This is a genomic window from Streptomyces sioyaensis (genome assembly GCF_004122735.1).
In the GTDB taxonomy this organism is placed as follows: Bacteria; Actinomycetota; Actinomycetes; order Streptomycetales; family Streptomycetaceae; genus Streptomyces; species Streptomyces sioyaensis.
Genome location: NZ_SDIF01000142.1, coordinates 1 through 15263, shown reverse-complemented (window position 1 = coordinate 15263; position 15263 = coordinate 1). Strand labels below are relative to the sequence as shown.

The window sequence follows — 15263 nt, the reverse complement described above, 5'->3', positions numbered from 1 at the left end:
ACCGGCCGTACCGCTTCGCGGACGGGGTGGAGGTGGAGCTCCACCTCCACCCCGTCCGCGAAGCGGTACGGCCGGTGGGCCAGCACGCTCGCGAGATGGCGGCGCAGGCGGGACAGTTCGGCCCGCACCGTGACCGTACGGCTCTCGTCGCCGAACAGGTCCCGGGCGAGTTCGGCGGCGCTGCGCCCCTGCGGATGCGCGGCGAGGACGAACAGCAGCTCGGCATGGCGCGGCGTCAACTCGTGCGCCCAGCTGCCGGCCGGGCCGCTCACGGTGATCGTCGGACCGTCCCGGCCGCTGACGTCCAGCACCACCCGGCTCGGTGTGAGCTCCGGCTCCCGGCCCCCGACCCGGATCAGCCAGCCGCCCGGCAGCGGCTCCAGCGCGCAGCTGCCGTACCGCGGCAGCCACAGCGGCCCGGCCTGGGGCGCCTTGGGCAGCGCCACCCGGTCCGGCGGCGTCAGGCCGGTGACCCCCACGACCCAGCCGTTCGGGTCGACGGCCAGCGCCCGCCCGCCGAGCCGCGCCAGCACCGGCGCCGCGCTCGACCGCAGCCGCTCCAGGGACAGCTGGTGGCGGCCGCGCAGCTCGCCCTCCGCGAGCCGGGCGACCGCGGACACCAGGGAGAGCGTCGTGGGGTGGAAGGAGGGCGCCGGACCGCTGAGGTCCACCGTGCCCAGCAGCCGCCCGTCGCGCGGGTCGTGGAGCGGCGCCGCGGCGCACGTCCACTGGTGATGACTGCGCACGAAGTGCTCCGCGGAGTGCACCAGCACCGGCCGGCGGGCCACCAGCGCGGTGCCGATGGCATTGGTGCCGACGACGCCCTCCCTCCAGTCGGCGCCCTTGTCGAAGCCGAGCCGGTCGGCCATCCGGCGGACCGGCGCGCTGCCGTCCCGCCACAGCACCCGGCCCTCGGCGTCGGTGACGACCATGATCTGCTGCGCGGCGTCGGCGGCCGGCAGCAGCCCCTCGTGGAGCACCGGAAGCACCGCCGCCAGCTGGGAGACCTGCCGACGGTGCTCCAACTCCGCGACGGACAGCAGGCGTTGCGGCGAATCCCGGTCGGGGTCCACCCCCGAGACCCGCGCCCGGCGCCAGGATTCGCCGATCACCGCGCGGGGTGCGGCGAGCGGAGCGCCGCCCGTCGTCTCGCCCGCGAGCGTGGCCTCGTGGACCGTGGCGAGGCGGCGGGTGGTGGCGCGGACGTCGCGGTCCGACCAGAGGGCGCTGTCGATCGGTCTCTCGCTCACGCTGCTCTCCGTTGTGCACTCCGGTGGGCGGTGCCCAGCGAGCCGTCATCAGGCCGTCTGGAACGGCCATTGTTCCGGTCCGTCGCAACGCACTGCAACGCATTGCAACCGTTGTGGCCCCTGAGGTGAGTGGGGGACTCTGGTGCCGGCGGCCGATGGCGCCTCGCCACCGCGGGCTCGCCGGTCACCCGTCGGAGACCCCGCCGGTTGTCGCCGGGGACGCCATCGGCCGCCGCGCGACGTCGGCACGGTGCGGGAGGGGGCTCACCATGGTGTCCGCCGCCCCGCGTCTCGTGGTGATCGGAGCGGACGACGGGGTGCGCCTCGCGCGCGCCGCCCGGCTGGCCGGCCACTACGGGATCCCCCGGCTGCCCGCCGCCGATCTCCTGCTCAGGCGTCAGCCGCTGCCCGCCGGCGGCTATGTCATCGACAGCGCCCCACAACTCCTCGACGCGGAGCGTGGCATCGGCGGTCTGCGCCCCGCGCTGGCCTTCGCCGACCTCGTCGTGCTGCTGCACGGCGAGGAGTGGACCGGCGCGGACGAGGCCCGTCGCGTGCTGCGCTACTACGAGGCGCGCGGGATGCTGGCCGCCTTCCCGCCGGACGCACCGGACGGTGACCTCATCGTGGCGGTCGACGCGGTGCTGCGCGGCCGCACCGAGGACCCGCCGGAAGGGCCGGACGGCGGCCCCTGAGACCGGGAGCGGTGCCGAGTCGGCGCGGCACCGCTCCCCGACCACCGCGGAGGTGGCCGGCCTGGGGGGACCCGGCTACCCGTCAAAGGGGCTGGACGTCGGCTTCGGCGGCATCACGAGAGCCCTCGACGAGACGACGCCCGGCGTCCTGCTCCTTCCCTGGCCGCTTGTCCGAGAGGGCCGGCACGTCGGGTGCGTCGGGCAGGGGTGCCGCTGAAGGCCGGCGGGCGGCCAGTGCGGCTCCGGCCAGGACCAGGACGGTGCCGACGACCGTGCGGGCGGTGACCGGTTCGGAGAGCAGGAGCACGCCCGCGGTGACCGCGACAACCGGCGCGACGTAGGTGATGAACGCGGCACGTGCCGGGCCCTCGGCGCCGATCAGGGCGAAGAACGCGGTGAAGCCGCCCGCGGTGCAGGCGGTGCCCAGGCCGATGACCGCGAGCAGGACCCGGGCCGTGAGCTGCGGAGCCGGTTCCGTGACCGCGGCCACCGCCAGCAGCGGACCGGCGGCCGGCACCAGCATGCCCGCGGCGACGGTCAGGGGCGGCACGTCCGGGAAGAGCCGGTGCATCAGCACCGCGCCCACCGCGTAGCAGGCCGCGGCCGCCCACACCAGGACGGCACCCGTGCCCGTGCCCGCCACCCCGAGCAGGACGACGACGCCGAGGAAGCCGAGCGCCGCACCCGCCCACGCCCCGCGCGGCGGCCGCCGGCGCTTCCCCCGGAACAGGCCCAGCGCCAGGATGAACAGCGGTTCCGTGGCGATCAGCACCCCGGCGAGCCCGGAGGACACCGTGCGCTCACCCACCGCGATGAGCGTCAGCGGCGCGGCGACCTCCACCGCGGCGAGCAGCAGCAGTGCCCGCCATCGCTCGCGCAGCAGCCGCGGCAGGCCGCGCCGCCACGCCACCGGCAGGAGGACCAGGGCCCCCAGAGTGACCCGCCCGGCCGCCACGCTCACCGGCCCCAGCCCCTCCAAGGCCACGCTGATCAGCAGGTAGGGCACTCCCCAGAGCACGGACACGGTCAAAAACAGCAGCAGGCCACGGCGGCTCATCGGCACTCCACGGGTCGAAGAACATGCCCGGATCGGGCAGGTGCCGACCGTACGTACGGGCATCGGCCCGCTGGAATGCACACTGTGCCGCTGAGCCGCCCTTCCACTTGCCGTTTGTCAAGTCCCGGTGTGTGATCACGGCATGGCGACCCTTGACTCCACCGACTGGCAGCTGCTCGAACTGCTGCAGCAGGACGCCCGACTCGGCTTCCGCGAACTGGCCCGGCGGGTGGGGCTCAGCCCCCCGGCGGTGGCCGCCCGGGTACGGCGCCTGGAGAGCCTCCAGGTGATCACCGGCTACAGCGCGCGGGTCGACCCGGCCAAGGCCGGCTGGCCCGTCCACGCGTTCGTGGTGCTGTCCACCGCGGGCATCCGCCAGTCCCACCAGACCGCCCACCTCGCGCAGGCCGCGCCGCACATCCTCGAAGACCACCGTGTCACCGGCACCGACGACCACATCCTGCGCGTGGTCGCGAGCGAGATCGGCGCGCTCGAACCGCTCATCGACCAGCTCAACGAGCTCGGCAAGCCGGCGACCTCCTTCGTCCTCTCCTCGCCCAAGGCATGGGCCCCCATCCCGCCGCCCACCGCGGCCGGCTGACGCAGACACCGTGGCGGTTCGGCGGCGGACCGGCGCCGACCGGTCCGGCCCGCCGCGACGCCGAGCCGCCCCCTTCTCCGTCCCGCCGAGTCAGTGCGGCGGGCAGTCGTCGATCTCCGGCCGGGCCCGCTCCGCCACCGCCGCGAGATCCAGCGTGTGCGGCAGCGTCCCGAACGCCGCCCCCGCGTCGCCGCCGAGCCGGGAGGCGCAGAACGCGTCCGCGACCTCGGGCGGCGCGTGGCGCACCAGCAGCGACCCCTGGAGCACCGTCGCCATCCGCTCCACCAGCCGCCGGGCCCGGGCCTCGATGCCGTCCAGGTCGGCGAGTTCGGTGAGCATCGCCCTGATCGCCCGGTCCAGCCGGTGGTCCGCGCCCCGCGCCGTCCCGATCTCGGTCAGGAAGGCGTTCAGCGCGTCGGGTTCGCGCCGCAGGGCCCGCAGCACGTCCAGCGCCTGGACGTTGCCGGCGCCCTCCCAGATCGAGTTGAGCGGCGCCTCGCGCAGCAGCCGCGGCAGCCCCGACTCCTCCACATAGCCGTTGCCGCCCAGGCACTCCAGCGCCTCGGCCACCACCGGCGTGCAGCGCTTGGTCACCCAGTACTTCGCCGCCGGCACCGCCAGCCGCAGAAAGTGCCGGTCCTGCTCGGTGTCGCCGTCGTACGCCGCCGCCAGCCGCAGCGCGAGGGTGGACGCCGCCTCCGACTCCAGCGCCAGATCGGCCAGCACATTGCGCATCAGCGGCTTGTCGCTCAGCCGCCCGCCGAACGCCTCCCGGTAGGCGGTGTGGTGCGCCGCCTGTGCCACCGCCTGCCGCATCACCGCCGCCGACGCGGTGACACAGTCCAGCCGGGTGGCCGCGACCATCTCGATGATGGTGGCCACCCCGCGCCCCTCCTCGCCGACCCGGCGGGCCCAGGTCTGCCCGTCGAACTCCACCTCCGCCGAGGCGTTCGAGCGGTTGCCGAGCTTGTCCTTGAGCCGCTGGATGCGAAACGCGTTACGGCTGCCGTCCGGCAGCACCCGGGGCAGCAGAAAGCAGGTGAGCCCTCCCGGCGCCTGGGCCAGCACCAGGAAGGCGTCCGACATCGGCGCCGAACAGAACCACTTGTGCCCGGTCAGGACGTACTCGCCGGGTGCGGCCAGTGGCTCGGCGCGGGTGGTGTTGGTCCGTACGTCGCTGCCGCCCTGCTTCTCCGTCATGGCCATCCCGGCCAGCGCACCGCCCTTCTCGGCGACCGGCCGCAGCTCCCGGTCGTACACCGGCGAGGTCAGCAGCGGCTCCCACTCGGCCGCCAGTTCCGGCTCGGCGCGCAGCGTGGGCACCGCCGCATGGGTCATCGACAGCGGGCAGCCGTGCCCCGCCTCGGCCTGGGTCCACACGAGGAAGCCGGCGGTGCGCCGGACATGGCCGTCGGGCCGGGACCAGGCGCCGGTCAGCCCGGCCGTGACGGCGTGACCGAGCAGCCGGTGCCAGGCCGGGTGGAACTCGACCTCGTCGATGCGGTGGCCGTAGCGGTCATGGGTGTGCAGGACCGGCGGACAGTCATTGGCCTGCTCGCCCCACTGCCGGGCGTGCGCGGAGCCGGCCGCCAGGCCCAGGGTGTTCAGCTCCTCGCGTACCTCGTCGAGCCGGGCCTCGGCGACGTGCCGGGTGATGCCTTCGGTGAGGACCGGGTCGCTCCCGAAGACGTTGTATCCGACCAGCGGCGGGGGCTGGTTCGTGACGGTGTGAGTGGTGGCTGCCATGCCCGATACGGTAAGGAGGTGCAGCCGGCAAACGAACCAACCGAGCGGCCCGCGGGGCGCCTGATCAAGGCCCGTGCCCTCTACCGCAATGTCTCCAAGCGCCGGCTGGCCTGGCTTCTGCTCAAGGACACCGTCCACTCCTGCATGACGTACCGGGTCACCGGTCTGGCCGCCGAGGCCGCGTTCTGGAGTCTGCTGTCGCTGCCCCCGCTGATCCTCGGGCTCCTCGGTGTGCTCGGCTACACCCAGGCGTGGATCGGGCACGACACCCTCCACAGCGTCCGGCAGCAGATCCTCTCCGGCGCCGGCACCGTGCTGTCCGGCCGGGGCGTGAACGAGATCGCCAAGCCGCTGCTGCACGATGTGTTCACCGGCCGCCGCCCGGACGTCATCTCCCTCGGCTTCGCCATCGCCCTGTGGTCCGGCTCCCGGGCGATGAACGTCTTTGTCGACACCATCACCATCATGTACGGCCTCGACGGCCGGCGCGGCATCGTGCGGACCCGGCTGCTGTCGTTCGCGCTGTACCTTGCCGCGCTCGTCGTCGGCGCCGTCACACTGCCGTTGATGGTCGCCGGGCCGGATGCCGTCGTGAGCTGGTTGCCGGCCAGCGAACACATCATCCGGGCGCTGTACTGGCCGGTCGTCCTGATCCTCTCGGTGTCCTTTCTGACCACGCTCTACCACGCGTCCGTACCGGTCCGTTCGCCCTGGCCCGAGGACATTCCCGGCGCGGTGGTCGCCCTCGGCATGTGGGTGCTCGGCAGCTTCCTGCTCCGCCTCTACCTCACCTCGACGGTCGAGGGCCCCACGATCTACGGCTCGTTGGCCGCACCGGTCGCGGTCCTGCTGTGGATCGGGGTGTCCGCCTTCGCGGTGCTGGTCGGGGCCGCGATGAACGCCTCACTCGACCGCGTGTGGCCCTCGGTCGCCACGGCCGCGGCCCGCGAGGAGGCCGCCCGCCGACTGGAAGCCAGGGCGGCGGCGAAGCCCGCGGGTGAGGCGGCGGAACCGGAGGAGCCCACAGCCAAGGCAGAGCGCAAGGGCACGGCAGAGCCCAAGGGCAAGGGGGACGACGGGGAGCGGGGCCGGGGCGACGGCCGCGGCGAAGCCGGCGGCGAGCGGCCCGACACCGGCGGGGAGCAGGGCAGCGACGACTGAGCCGACCGGGCGGGGCCGGGCCGCGGATCTTACGGACCCATGACACGGCGCTCCGTGCGCGGGTCCCAGCGCCCTCTCCCGCTTAGCGTTGCCGGCATGCGTGTACTGGTCACCGGCGGCGCCGGCTTCATCGGATCGCAGGTCGTCGCGGCGCTCCTGGCGCGCGGGCACGAGCCCGTCGTGCTCGATGCGCTGCTGCCCTCGGCGCACCCCGAGCCCCCGCCCCCGCGTCCCGGGGAGCGGCGGATCGTCGCCGACGTACGGGACCGGGCGGCCGTCGACGCGGCCCTCGACGGGGTGCAGGCGGTCTGTCACCAGGCCGCGATGGTGGGCCTGGGCAAGGACTTCGCGGATGCGCCCGACTATGTGGGCTGCAACGACCTGGGCACGGCGGTGCTGCTGGCCGCGATGGCCGCGGCCGGTGTGCGGCAGCTGGTGCTCGCCGGGTCGATGGTGGTCTACGGGGAGGGGAGTTACACCTGCACCCGCCACGGAGCGGTGCGGCCCGGGCCGCGGGCGGAGGCCGAGCTGGCGGCGGGGCGGTTCGAGCCGCGCTGCCCGCGGTGCGGCGCGGAGTTGCGGCCGGGGCTGGTCGGCGAGGACGCGCCCACCGATCCGCGCAACGTCTACGCGGCGACCAAGCTCGCCCAGGAGCACCTGGCCGCCTCCTGGGCGCGGGCGACCGGCGGCCGGGCCGTCTCGCTGCGCTATCACAACGTCTACGGGCCCGGGATGCCGCGCGACACCCCGTACGCGGGGGTGGCCTCGTTCTTCCGCTCGGCGCTGGCCCGCGGGCAGTCGCCGACGGTCTATGAGGACGGCGGCCAGCGGCGGGACTTCGTCCATGTGCGGGACGTCGCGGCGGCCAACGCGGTGGCGCTGTGGGCCCTGCCGGACCGCGCGCCGGGGACCCTGACCGCGTACAACACCGGCAGCGGAGTGCCGCACACCGTCGGGGAGATGGCACAGACCCTGGCCGCGGCGTGCGGCGGGCCGCCGCCCGTGGTGACGGGGGAGTACCGGCTGGGCGACGTACGGCACATCACCGCGTCGTCCCGGCGGATCGCCGCGGACCTCGGCTGGCGGGCGGCGACCGGATTCACCGAGGGGATGGCGGAGTTCGCCCGCGAAGGGATGCGGGCGGCTCCGTCCGCACGGCCCGCGGCGACCACGTCGTCCGTGTGTCCCACGAACCCGATGTCCTGATGTTCCGCTTCTGAAGTGCAGGTGACGGCATGGCCCCCTCCCCTTTCTCCGCGCCCTCCCCTTCGTCCCCGTCCCCAGGCCTCCGGCCCGGCTCGGTGGATGTCGTCCTGCCCTGCCTCGACGAGGCCGCCGCACTGCCCTGGGTGCTGGCCCGCATCCCGGCCGGCTGGCGGGCGATCGTCGTGGACAACGGCTCCACCGACGGCTCGGCCGAGATCGCCCGCGGCCTGGGCGCCACCGTGGTGCACGAGCCGCGCCGCGGCTTCGGTGCCGCCTGCCACGCCGGACTGCTCGCCGCCGACGCGGACATCGTCTGCTTCTGCGACTGCGACGCCTCCCTCGACCCGGCGCTGCTCGCCCCGTTCGTCCGGGCCGTCCGCGACGGCGACAGCGATCTGGTGCTGGGCCGCCGCCGCCCCGAGGGGCGCGGCGCCTGGCCGCCGCACGCCCGGCTCGGCAACCTCGCCCTGGCCCGGATGCTGCGCCGGCGCACCGGACTGCGGCTGCACGACCTCGGCCCGCTGCGCGCAGCCCGGCGCACCGACCTGCTCGGCCTCGGCCTCACCGACCGCCGTAGTGGCTACCCCCTGCAGATGGTCGTCCGGGCCGCCGACGCCGGCTGGCGCGTCGAGGAACGCGAGGTGCCCTACCGGCCGCGCACCGGCCGCTCGAAGGTCACCGGCACCTGGCGCGGCACCTGGCATGCGGTGCGCGACATGCGCGCCGTCTTGAGTCAGCCGCCGCTCATGCCCCGTACCGAGGAGACGGCCCGATGACCGGGTCCGCGGACCAGCCGGTCCGGCCGGGGCCCACGACGGTCCTGGTCATCGCCAAGGAACCGGTGCCGGGGCGGGTCAAGACCCGGCTCACCCCGCCCTACACCCCGCACCAGGCCGCCTGGTTGGCCGAGGCCGCGCTGTACGACACCCTTCAGGCCGTCCGTGCGATGCCCGCCCGGCGGCGGGTGGTCGTCCTGGACGGCCGCCCGGGGAACTGGCTGCCGGCCGGCTTCGACGTCCGGCAGCAGAGCCCCGGCGGTCTCGACGAGCGGCTCGCCGCGGCCTTCGCCGCCAGCGCCGGCCCGACCCTGCTCATCGGCATGGACACCCCGCAGGTCACCCCCCAACTCCTCGCCCCGGCACTGGACTTCGGTGCCTGGGACGACTGCGACGCCTGGTTCGGGGCGGCCGACGACGGCGGGTTCTGGGCGCTCGGCCTGGCCGCCCCCGACCCCCGGTTGCTGCGCGGCGTCCCGATGTCCACCGACCGCACCGGCGCCGCCCAGCGCGCCCGGCTGACCGCCGCCGGACTCCGGGTACGGGACCTGCCGCCGCTGCGCGATGTCGACACCGCGGCCGATGCCGAGCAGGTCGCCGCCGCGGCACCGGACGGCCGCTTCGCCGCCACCCTGGCCGGGCTGACGGGGGTCACCGGACGATGAGCACCGTCGTACCGCCCAGCGGATCAACTGCCGGGCGCCGAACGCTGCTTCGTCTCCCTGCGCCGCCGGGCCGCCCCACGCAGCCGCGGCGGAAGCGTACGGCACAGCAGCCACAGGGCGGACAGCGCGCACAGCCCGGCGGTGAGCAGCAGCCAGCGAGCCAGGAACACCCCGCCGGGCAGTCCCGTCGCGGCCTCGTAGTGCGCCGCCGCACCGGGGTCCCATGAGCCCGCGATCAGCGGGAGCCACACCAGCAACAGCAGCCCGGACACCGCGACGGGGACCCGGACGTACCCGGTCCGGGCATGGTGCCGGGGCCCTTGTGCCGTGCGGCGGGCCAGCGCACGGTCGGCGGACGCATACAGCGGCAGCAGCACCAGATCGTGCAGCAGCGCCGCCCCGACGAACCACACGAGCACCAGCGGCCACTGGCCGCCGGCCAGCAGCCGCAGCCCCGCATAGCCGGTGAGCGCGAACGAGGCGAGCATCAGCAGCAGATGCAGCGGCCCCTCGCCGTACCGCAGCCGGCGGCGCAGCGCGCCCACCGTCCGGGCTGCCCGCGCACGCCACACCACGAGCCGCGCCCGCATCCTCACCACTCCTCCCCGAACGTCAGTCGCGAGACCCACTTGGTGTTGAGCACCCCGGGGGCCGCCGGGACGATGATCCGCGCCGGATAACCGTGGTCCAGGGACAGCTCCGCACCACCCACCCGCAGCGCGAGCAGCGACCGCGGATCGCGCACCTGGTTGTCGCGCAGCGCGGCCCGGCGGAACGCGCCGTGCGGCTGGAGCGATTCGACCAGCACTCCGGGCGCATGCGCACCGAGCCCCACCAGCGCGGCGAGGTCCCGCAGCCGCACCCCGCCCCACTGCTGGTCGTCGGTCGACCAGCCCTCGACACAGGCGATCGGCAGCGCCGCCTCGTGCTGCGGCAGCGTCAGCAGCCCGGCGCGGCTGAGCCGTACCCGCCGCCCGCCGCCCTCGACCGTCAGCCGCCAGTCGTCGCCGGTGTCCCGGGCCCGGACGCCGAGAGCCGCGGCGGTCTTGTTGATCTGGAAGGCGTTCGGGCCGCTGCCCGGATCCCGTCCGCCGTGCGGCGCCAGCAGGGCGGTACGCCGCCACCATCCGCCGATGCTCTGCCCCGCCGACGTCGCGAACAGCACCAGCGCACCGGCCCCGACCAGCCCCAGCGCACCGCGCCGGGTCACCGTCGGCCGGTCCGGCAGGGCCGCCACCAGCCCGGTGTCGTCGGCCGCCGCCGGCGGGTCGCGGCGCTCGCGCAGCGCCCGCACGGCCCGCGGCAGACGCAGCACGACATGCACGGCGAACGCGCCGATGAACACCCACGCACCGTAGAAGTGCAGCGGATAGAAGGAGCCCGGGAAGACGTACTCCAGCTGGATGTTGAGCAGCCCGGTGACGAACTCGAACAGCACCCCGCCGACCAGCAGCAGCAGCGACATCCGCTCCAGCGCATGGCCGACGGACCGGGCCGGCGGCAGGGTGAACAGCTTGGGGATCACCGACCACAGCTTCGCCAGCAGCACGGGCACCAGCGTGATCCCCAGGGTGACGTGCAGTCCCTGGGTGAGGCGGTAGAGCCAGTGCGGACCGGTCGGCCAGCTGAAGAGGTAGAAGCCCAGCAGGCCCTTGCCGGGCGTCTTGTCGTTGACGCCGCCGGCCAGATCCGGGTTGTACGCGGCGTACGACAGCAGACCGGTCACGGACAGCAGCGTGATCCCGGCCAGCAGCACGGCGCCGAGCACCGCGGTCAGCCACGGGCCGCGCAGCGGACTGCGCCAGAACGACGGCGAGGTCGGGGGAGTGAGCGGGGGGCGGTCACCCATGATGTGTCCTCGGCGGTCGGTGCGACGGCGGTCCGTCGCGCGTGAACTGCCCGGCGATCGGGGCCGGACGGGACCTGGTGGCGACGCTATGCCGCGACCGGTGTGCCGAGGGGCTGTGACCCATGACGAAACTCTGACATCGGCGGAACGGCGGAACGGCGTCGGGAGAATCTGACGGAACGGTGACGCGCCGGCCGCCGGACGGCCTGATCCAAACGACAGACCCTAGCGTGCTGCTGTGACTCCCCGTGCGACAAGCGACGAACCAGCCGCGTACCGAGCCGATCTGCGTGCCGCCATGGCCGGCGTGCTCCTCGTCACGGCTGCCGCCGTCGTGGGCACGGTCATCGAGCGGAACCATGGCAGCCTGCACGTCAACTGGCCCCCGCTGTACGCCTCGTGGTTCCCGCACCTGGGCCCCGGCACCCCCGCCGCGCTCGCGGTCGGCGCCGCCGTGATTCTCCATGGTCCGTCACTCGCGGCCCGGCTGCCCTGGCGCCGTCTCGTCCTGGCGGGCTGGGTCGCCGCCCTGGCCTGGACCTGGTCGCTGGCGCTGATCGACGGCTGGCAGACCGGCATCGCCCGGCGCCTCACCACCGCATACGAGTACCTGACCGTCATCCGCCGCTTCGACGACGCCGGCGCGGCGGTGCGCGACTTCACCCGCCACATCCTCAACAACGGCCCGGACCACTGGCCCGCCCATGTCGCCGGGCACCCCCCGGCCGCCGTGCTCACCTTCGTCGGCCTGGACCGCATCGGTCTGGGCGGCGGTGGCTGGGCCGGTGTCTGGTGCCTCACCGTCGGCACCTCCGCCGTGGCCGCGGTCCTCGTCGCGCTGCGCGCCCTCACCGACGAGCCGACCGCCCGCCGGGCCGCCCCGTTCCTGGTCCTGGCCCCGTCCGCCGTCTGGGTGGGCACCTCGGCGGACGGCTATTTCGCGGCGGTCGCCGCCTGGTCCCTGGCCCTGCTCGCCCTGGCCGCCACCCGCCGCTCGCACCACCCTGCCGCCGCCCTGGCCTCCGGGATCCTCTTCGGCCTGACCTGCTATCTCTCCTACGGCCTCACCCTGATCGTGCTGATCGCCGGCGCGGTGCTGTGGCTCACCCGGACCCTGCGCCCGCTGCCCTTCCTGGCGGCCGGCGCCGGGGCCGTCGCGGCCGCCTTCACCCTCGCCGGATTCTCCTGGTGGGAGGGCTATCAGCTGCTGGTCGAGCGCTACTACCAGGGCGCCGCGGCCGTCCGCCCGTACGCGTACTGGGTGTGGGGCAACCTCGCCTGCACCGTGCTGATCACCGGCCTGGCGACGGTGGCCGGGGTGCGCCGCACCCTCGTGGCGGCCCCCACCGCCCTGCGGGGGCCGCGGCCGTCCGCCGGACCGCCGCGCAACCCCACCGACCGGCTGGTCGTCCTCGTGCTGAGCGTGCTGGTCGCCGTGCTGGTCGCCGATCTCTCCGGGATGAGCAAGGCGGAGACCGAACGGATATGGCTGCCGTTCGCCGTCTGGTTGCCGGCGGCCTGCGCCCTGCTGCCCACGGCCCGGCACCGCCAGTGGCTGGCGGCCCAAGCCGTCCTTGCCCTGCTCCTCAACCACCTTCTGTACACCGGATGGTGACGGGGAGTCAGTTCGGGGTGGGCGGGCTCAGGCCAGGTAGGGGCGGGTCGAGTTCACCCGGCCGGGGCGCAGGATGCGGAGCGGTCCGCGATTGCAGGACGGGCACTCGGCGCGGGTCAGCGGGGAGGCGACGCGGACGCCGCGGGTGAAGTAGTCGGCGCGCCGGTGGCCGGCCAGATCCGTGGTGTGCCGGATCTCGTACTCCTCTTCCCAGCCGTGCCCGCAGTGCAGACAGACGAAGGAATATGCCTCGTGAACCGTCTCGGTGTCCCGTTCCATGGTGATCACGCCCTCTCCCGGGCCCGCCGCGCTCGCACCGGGGCCGGATGCATGCCGCTCCTCCCATTATGGCGCTGTGCGACGGTGCGCGGGGGGCCGGATCCACGGGCCGTGGATCGCTGCCGGCAGCGCCCGCGACCAGGCACGATGCCGTCACCGGGTATAAAGGCGCCATGGGGCACGACGCGCACGGCGCACCGCGGCCGGCCGGGGTGGCCGCGCCCGGCAGCGATCTCGACGACGCTCTCGACCACGACGTCGAGGAGGTCATCGCCGCGGTGCTGACCGCCTCCCGGCTGCTGGTGGGGATCTCCGCCCGGGCACTCGGCCGGACCGCACCCTCCCTCACCCTGCCCCAGCTGCGGGCCCTGGTGGTGCTGGAGAGTCAGGGGCCGGTCAAGCTCGCCTCGCTGGCCGGTGCGCTGGGCGTCAATCCGTCCACCGCGATGCGGATGGTGGACCGGCTGGAGGCGGCCGGCAGCGTCACCCGGCAGGCCAACCCCGGCAACCGCCGTGAGGTCGTGCTGAGCCTGACGGAGCCGGGCCGCGCGCTCGTCGAGGAGGTGCTCGCCGCCCGGCACACGGAGATCGCCGCGATCGTGTCCCGGCTGCCGGCCGGCGAACGCGCCGGGCTCATCGGCTCGCTGCGGGCACTGACCGACGCGGCCGGCGAGCCGCCGGTGGCCCCGCGGCCGGCCCCGCCGCCGGAGTCGGCCGCGCCGTAGCCGGGCCGGCAGTCAGCTCCGGCTGTCCTCCAGGGCCTGGTACACCGCCCGGACCAGCCCGGCGTTGCGTGGATCGAGGCCTGTGGTGCCCCCGCCGTACTTGTTCATGGTGTACGCGTACGACAGCCGGTTCTCCGGGTCCGCGAAGGCGTACGAGCCGCCCGCGCCGCCGTGTCCGAACGCCCGCGGATTGGGCCCCGCCTGGCCCTGGTGGTTGAGCATGTAGCCCAGCCCCCAGCGGTGCTCGTCGCCGTCCGGGGCGAGTGCGCCGATGGTCAGGTCACGCTCGCCCGGCAGGCTCTGCGACCGGCGCATCGCCTCCAGGGTGGCGGGCCGCACGAGCGCGCCGCCCACCAGCGCGCCGTACACGGTCGCCAGCCCGTGGGCGGAAGCGTGCGCGTTGCCCGCCGGGATCTCGGCGGACCGGTAGGCGGCGCTGTTGACATCGCCGGTGGGGACGTACGTCAGCGCCAGCGCGACGACGGCATACGGATGGTCGGACAGCGCCGTGAACGGCGGCTTCGGCAGGCCGGGGAGCTGCCGGGCGAGCCGTGCCTCGTCCAGTTGCCCGACCATGTCGGCACAGCGGGCGTGCTCCTCGGTGGGGGTGCCGATGAACACCCGCGCGCCCAGCGGCCCGGTGATCTCGTTGCGCAGGAAGGTGCCGAGGGACTGCCCGGTGATCCGCCGGACGACCTCGCCCACGAGGTATCCGAAGGTCACCGCGTGATAGCCCTGTGCGGTGCCCGGCTCCCACCACGGCTCGGTGGCCGCCAGGGCGGCGCACACCCGGTCCCAGTCGTAGGCGTCCCGTGCGGACAGCCGCTCACGGGGGGCGATCAGCCCGGCGCGGTGGCTGAGCAGCCAGCGCACGGGGAGGTCCTGCTTGCCGGCCTGAGCGAACTCGGGCCAGTAGCGGGCGACCGGGGCGTCGAGGTCCAACTCGCCCCGGTCCACGAGGAGATGGGCACACAGGGCGGTCATTCCCTTGGACGTCGAGTAGACATTGACGAGGGTGTCGCGCTCCCAGGCGCGGGCCCCGGCCGCGTCCGCATGGCCGCCCCACAGGTCGACCACCGCCTCGCCGTCCACGGTCACCGCGACCGCCGCGCCGACATCGCCGTGCTCGCTGAAGTTCCGTGCGAAGGCTTCCCGTACGCCCGCAAACCCCGGTGCGCAGTGGCCGTTGACGGTGGCTGGTCCCACGGTGGCTCTCCTCGCGTCGTCCGTGTGCGGTCATCCCGTGCTTCCGTATGTGCGTACGGCGTACGTATCGGATGATCCGCCCGGGTCGATGCCCATGGCAACCATGTGAGGCCGGACGGCGGAGTATCGGCGTGGTGCGGCGCCGCGGCGGCCGGGGCAGGGGTGCTGCCGTACCGCCGCGGCCGGTGAAACCCCAGGCCGGCGGCCTCGGCGCGCGCTCCGCCGCGAGGACATACGGCGGCCGGGGGAGGGCCCCTGGGGGGCGGGGGCCGGTAGCGTCGCCCGTGCCGCCCGGAGGCGCGTCGGGTCATCTTCCCCCCGACCGATGAATCGGCCCGCCGGGCGCGGTCCACCCCACCGAACCCGCAGGTCCACGCCCATCGGAGGACGCCATGTCTGCCACCCCGCCGCGCACCGTTCCGCCGAGGGGCT

15 protein-coding genes are annotated in these 15263 nt (G+C 74.7%); 8 read left to right on the top strand and 7 right to left on the bottom strand.

All coding sequences use genetic code 11. The features are described from left to right. A partial coding sequence (locus EST54_RS29975; protein WP_129250847.1) for a GAF domain-containing protein occupies positions 1–1250 on the bottom strand: 1250 nt, incomplete at its 3' end. Positions 1251–1519: 269 nt separating this feature from the next. On the opposite strand from EST54_RS29975, the gene EST54_RS29970 reads away from it, so the two are divergent. Continuing rightward, the gene (locus tag EST54_RS29970; protein ID WP_129250846.1) at positions 1520–1945 is read left to right on the top strand and encodes a hypothetical protein; all 426 of its coding nucleotides are present in this window, start codon (positions 1520–1522) and stop codon (positions 1943–1945) included. A gap of 82 nt (positions 1946–2027) precedes the next feature. Here EST54_RS29970 and EST54_RS29965 read toward each other — a convergent pair whose 3' ends face one another. Then, positions 2028–3002 carry a DMT family transporter gene (locus tag EST54_RS29965; protein ID WP_161989333.1) on the bottom strand — a complete coding sequence of 325 codons (975 nt, stop codon included), beginning with the start codon at positions 3000–3002 and terminating at the stop codon, positions 2028–2030. A gap of 142 nt (positions 3003–3144) precedes the next feature. Here EST54_RS29965 and EST54_RS29960 point away from each other — a divergent pair, with 142 nt between their 5' ends. Then, positions 3145–3603, top strand: a complete 459-nt coding sequence (locus EST54_RS29960; protein ID WP_129250844.1) for an Lrp/AsnC family transcriptional regulator — start codon at positions 3145–3147, stop codon at positions 3601–3603. A 90-nt stretch (positions 3604–3693) separates the two neighbouring features. Here EST54_RS29960 and EST54_RS29955 read toward each other — a convergent pair whose 3' ends face one another. After that, on the bottom strand, positions 3694–5349 hold the full coding sequence (locus EST54_RS29955; protein ID WP_129250843.1) for an acyl-CoA dehydrogenase family protein: 1656 nt from the start codon (positions 5347–5349) through the stop codon (positions 3694–3696). 18 nt (positions 5350–5367) lie between these two features. On the opposite strand from EST54_RS29955, the gene EST54_RS29950 reads away from it, so the two are divergent. The 4 genes from EST54_RS29950 to EST54_RS29935 all read left to right on the top strand — a co-directional run bounded on the left by EST54_RS29950 (position 5368) and on the right by EST54_RS29935 (position 9157). Continuing rightward, entirely contained in the window at positions 5368–6510 is a 1143-nt protein-coding gene (locus EST54_RS29950; protein ID WP_129250842.1) for a YihY/virulence factor BrkB family protein, read from the top strand. A 96-nt stretch (positions 6511–6606) separates the two neighbouring features. Further along, a complete protein-coding gene (locus EST54_RS29945; protein WP_129250841.1) occupies positions 6607–7716 on the top strand; it encodes an NAD-dependent epimerase/dehydratase family protein in 1110 nt (369 codons plus the stop codon). A gap of 29 nt (positions 7717–7745) precedes the next feature. After that, positions 7746–8492, top strand: coding sequence for a glycosyltransferase family 2 protein (locus EST54_RS29940; protein WP_239012669.1), 747 nt, complete (start codon positions 7746–7748; stop codon positions 8490–8492). Then, the gene (locus tag EST54_RS29935; protein WP_129250840.1) at positions 8489–9157 is read left to right on the top strand and encodes a TIGR04282 family arsenosugar biosynthesis glycosyltransferase; all 669 of its coding nucleotides are present in this window, start codon (positions 8489–8491) and stop codon (positions 9155–9157) included. The genes EST54_RS29940 and EST54_RS29935 overlap by 4 nt, the downstream gene beginning before the upstream one ends. Positions 9158–9180: 23 nt before the next feature. Here EST54_RS29935 and EST54_RS29930 read toward each other — a convergent pair whose 3' ends face one another. Beyond that, complete coding sequence (locus tag EST54_RS29930; protein WP_372448162.1) at positions 9181–9747, bottom strand: hypothetical protein; 567 nt, start codon at positions 9745–9747, stop codon at positions 9181–9183. Positions 9748–9749: 2 nt separating this feature from the next. Continuing rightward, positions 9750–11006 (bottom strand): molybdopterin-dependent oxidoreductase, encoded by a 1257-nt coding sequence (locus EST54_RS29925; protein WP_129250839.1) that lies wholly within the window; start codon positions 11004–11006, stop codon positions 9750–9752. Positions 11007–11304: 298 nt separating this feature from the next. On the opposite strand from EST54_RS29925, the gene EST54_RS29920 reads away from it, so the two are divergent. Then, a complete protein-coding gene (locus EST54_RS29920; RefSeq protein WP_174857546.1) occupies positions 11305–12621 on the top strand; it encodes a hypothetical protein in 1317 nt (438 codons plus the stop codon). A gap of 27 nt (positions 12622–12648) precedes the next feature. Here EST54_RS29920 and EST54_RS29915 read toward each other — a convergent pair whose 3' ends face one another. After that, the gene (locus tag EST54_RS29915) at positions 12649–12900 is read right to left on the bottom strand and encodes a hypothetical protein (protein WP_234371982.1); all 252 of its coding nucleotides are present in this window, start codon (positions 12898–12900) and stop codon (positions 12649–12651) included. A 173-nt stretch (positions 12901–13073) separates the two neighbouring features. Between EST54_RS29915 and EST54_RS29910 the strand changes: the two genes are divergently transcribed. Further along, positions 13074–13625 (top strand): MarR family winged helix-turn-helix transcriptional regulator, encoded by a 552-nt coding sequence (locus EST54_RS29910; RefSeq protein ID WP_129250837.1) that lies wholly within the window; start codon positions 13074–13076, stop codon positions 13623–13625. Positions 13626–13637: 12 nt separating this feature from the next. On the opposite strand, the gene EST54_RS29905 is transcribed toward EST54_RS29910, so the two are convergent. After that, a complete protein-coding gene (locus EST54_RS29905; protein ID WP_129250836.1) occupies positions 13638–14831 on the bottom strand; it encodes a serine hydrolase domain-containing protein in 1194 nt (397 codons plus the stop codon). Positions 14832–15263: the final 432 nt, after the last annotated feature.

What these genes read in the sequence shown, in the direction of transcription:
- EST54_RS29965 (WP_161989333.1), bottom strand. Translation starts at nt 3,002, where the DNA reads ATGAGCCGCCGTGGCCTGCTGCTGTTTTTGACCGTGTCCGTGCTCTGG.
- EST54_RS29935 (WP_129250840.1), top strand. Translation starts at nt 8,489, where the DNA reads ATGACCGGGTCCGCGGACCAGCCGGTCCGGCCGGGGCCCACGACGGTC.
- EST54_RS29910 (WP_129250837.1), top strand. Translation starts at nt 13,074, where the DNA reads ATGGGGCACGACGCGCACGGCGCACCGCGGCCGGCCGGGGTGGCCGCG.
- EST54_RS29930 (WP_372448162.1), bottom strand. Translation starts at nt 9,747, where the DNA reads ATGCGGGCGCGGCTCGTGGTGTGGCGTGCGCGGGCAGCCCGGACGGTG.
- EST54_RS29925 (WP_129250839.1), bottom strand. Translation starts at nt 11,006, where the DNA reads ATGGGTGACCGCCCCCCGCTCACTCCCCCGACCTCGCCGTCGTTCTGG.
- EST54_RS29940 (WP_239012669.1), top strand. Translation starts at nt 7,746, where the DNA reads ATGGCCCCCTCCCCTTTCTCCGCGCCCTCCCCTTCGTCCCCGTCCCCA.
- EST54_RS29945 (WP_129250841.1), top strand. Translation starts at nt 6,607, where the DNA reads ATGCGTGTACTGGTCACCGGCGGCGCCGGCTTCATCGGATCGCAGGTC.
- EST54_RS29970 (WP_129250846.1), top strand. Translation starts at nt 1,520, where the DNA reads ATGGTGTCCGCCGCCCCGCGTCTCGTGGTGATCGGAGCGGACGACGGG.
- EST54_RS29915 (WP_234371982.1), bottom strand. Translation starts at nt 12,900, where the DNA reads ATGGAACGGGACACCGAGACGGTTCACGAGGCATATTCCTTCGTCTGT.
- EST54_RS29955 (WP_129250843.1), bottom strand. Translation starts at nt 5,349, where the DNA reads ATGGCAGCCACCACTCACACCGTCACGAACCAGCCCCCGCCGCTGGTC.
- EST54_RS29920 (WP_174857546.1), top strand. Translation starts at nt 11,305, where the DNA reads ATGGCCGGCGTGCTCCTCGTCACGGCTGCCGCCGTCGTGGGCACGGTC.
- EST54_RS29960 (WP_129250844.1), top strand. Translation starts at nt 3,145, where the DNA reads ATGGCGACCCTTGACTCCACCGACTGGCAGCTGCTCGAACTGCTGCAG.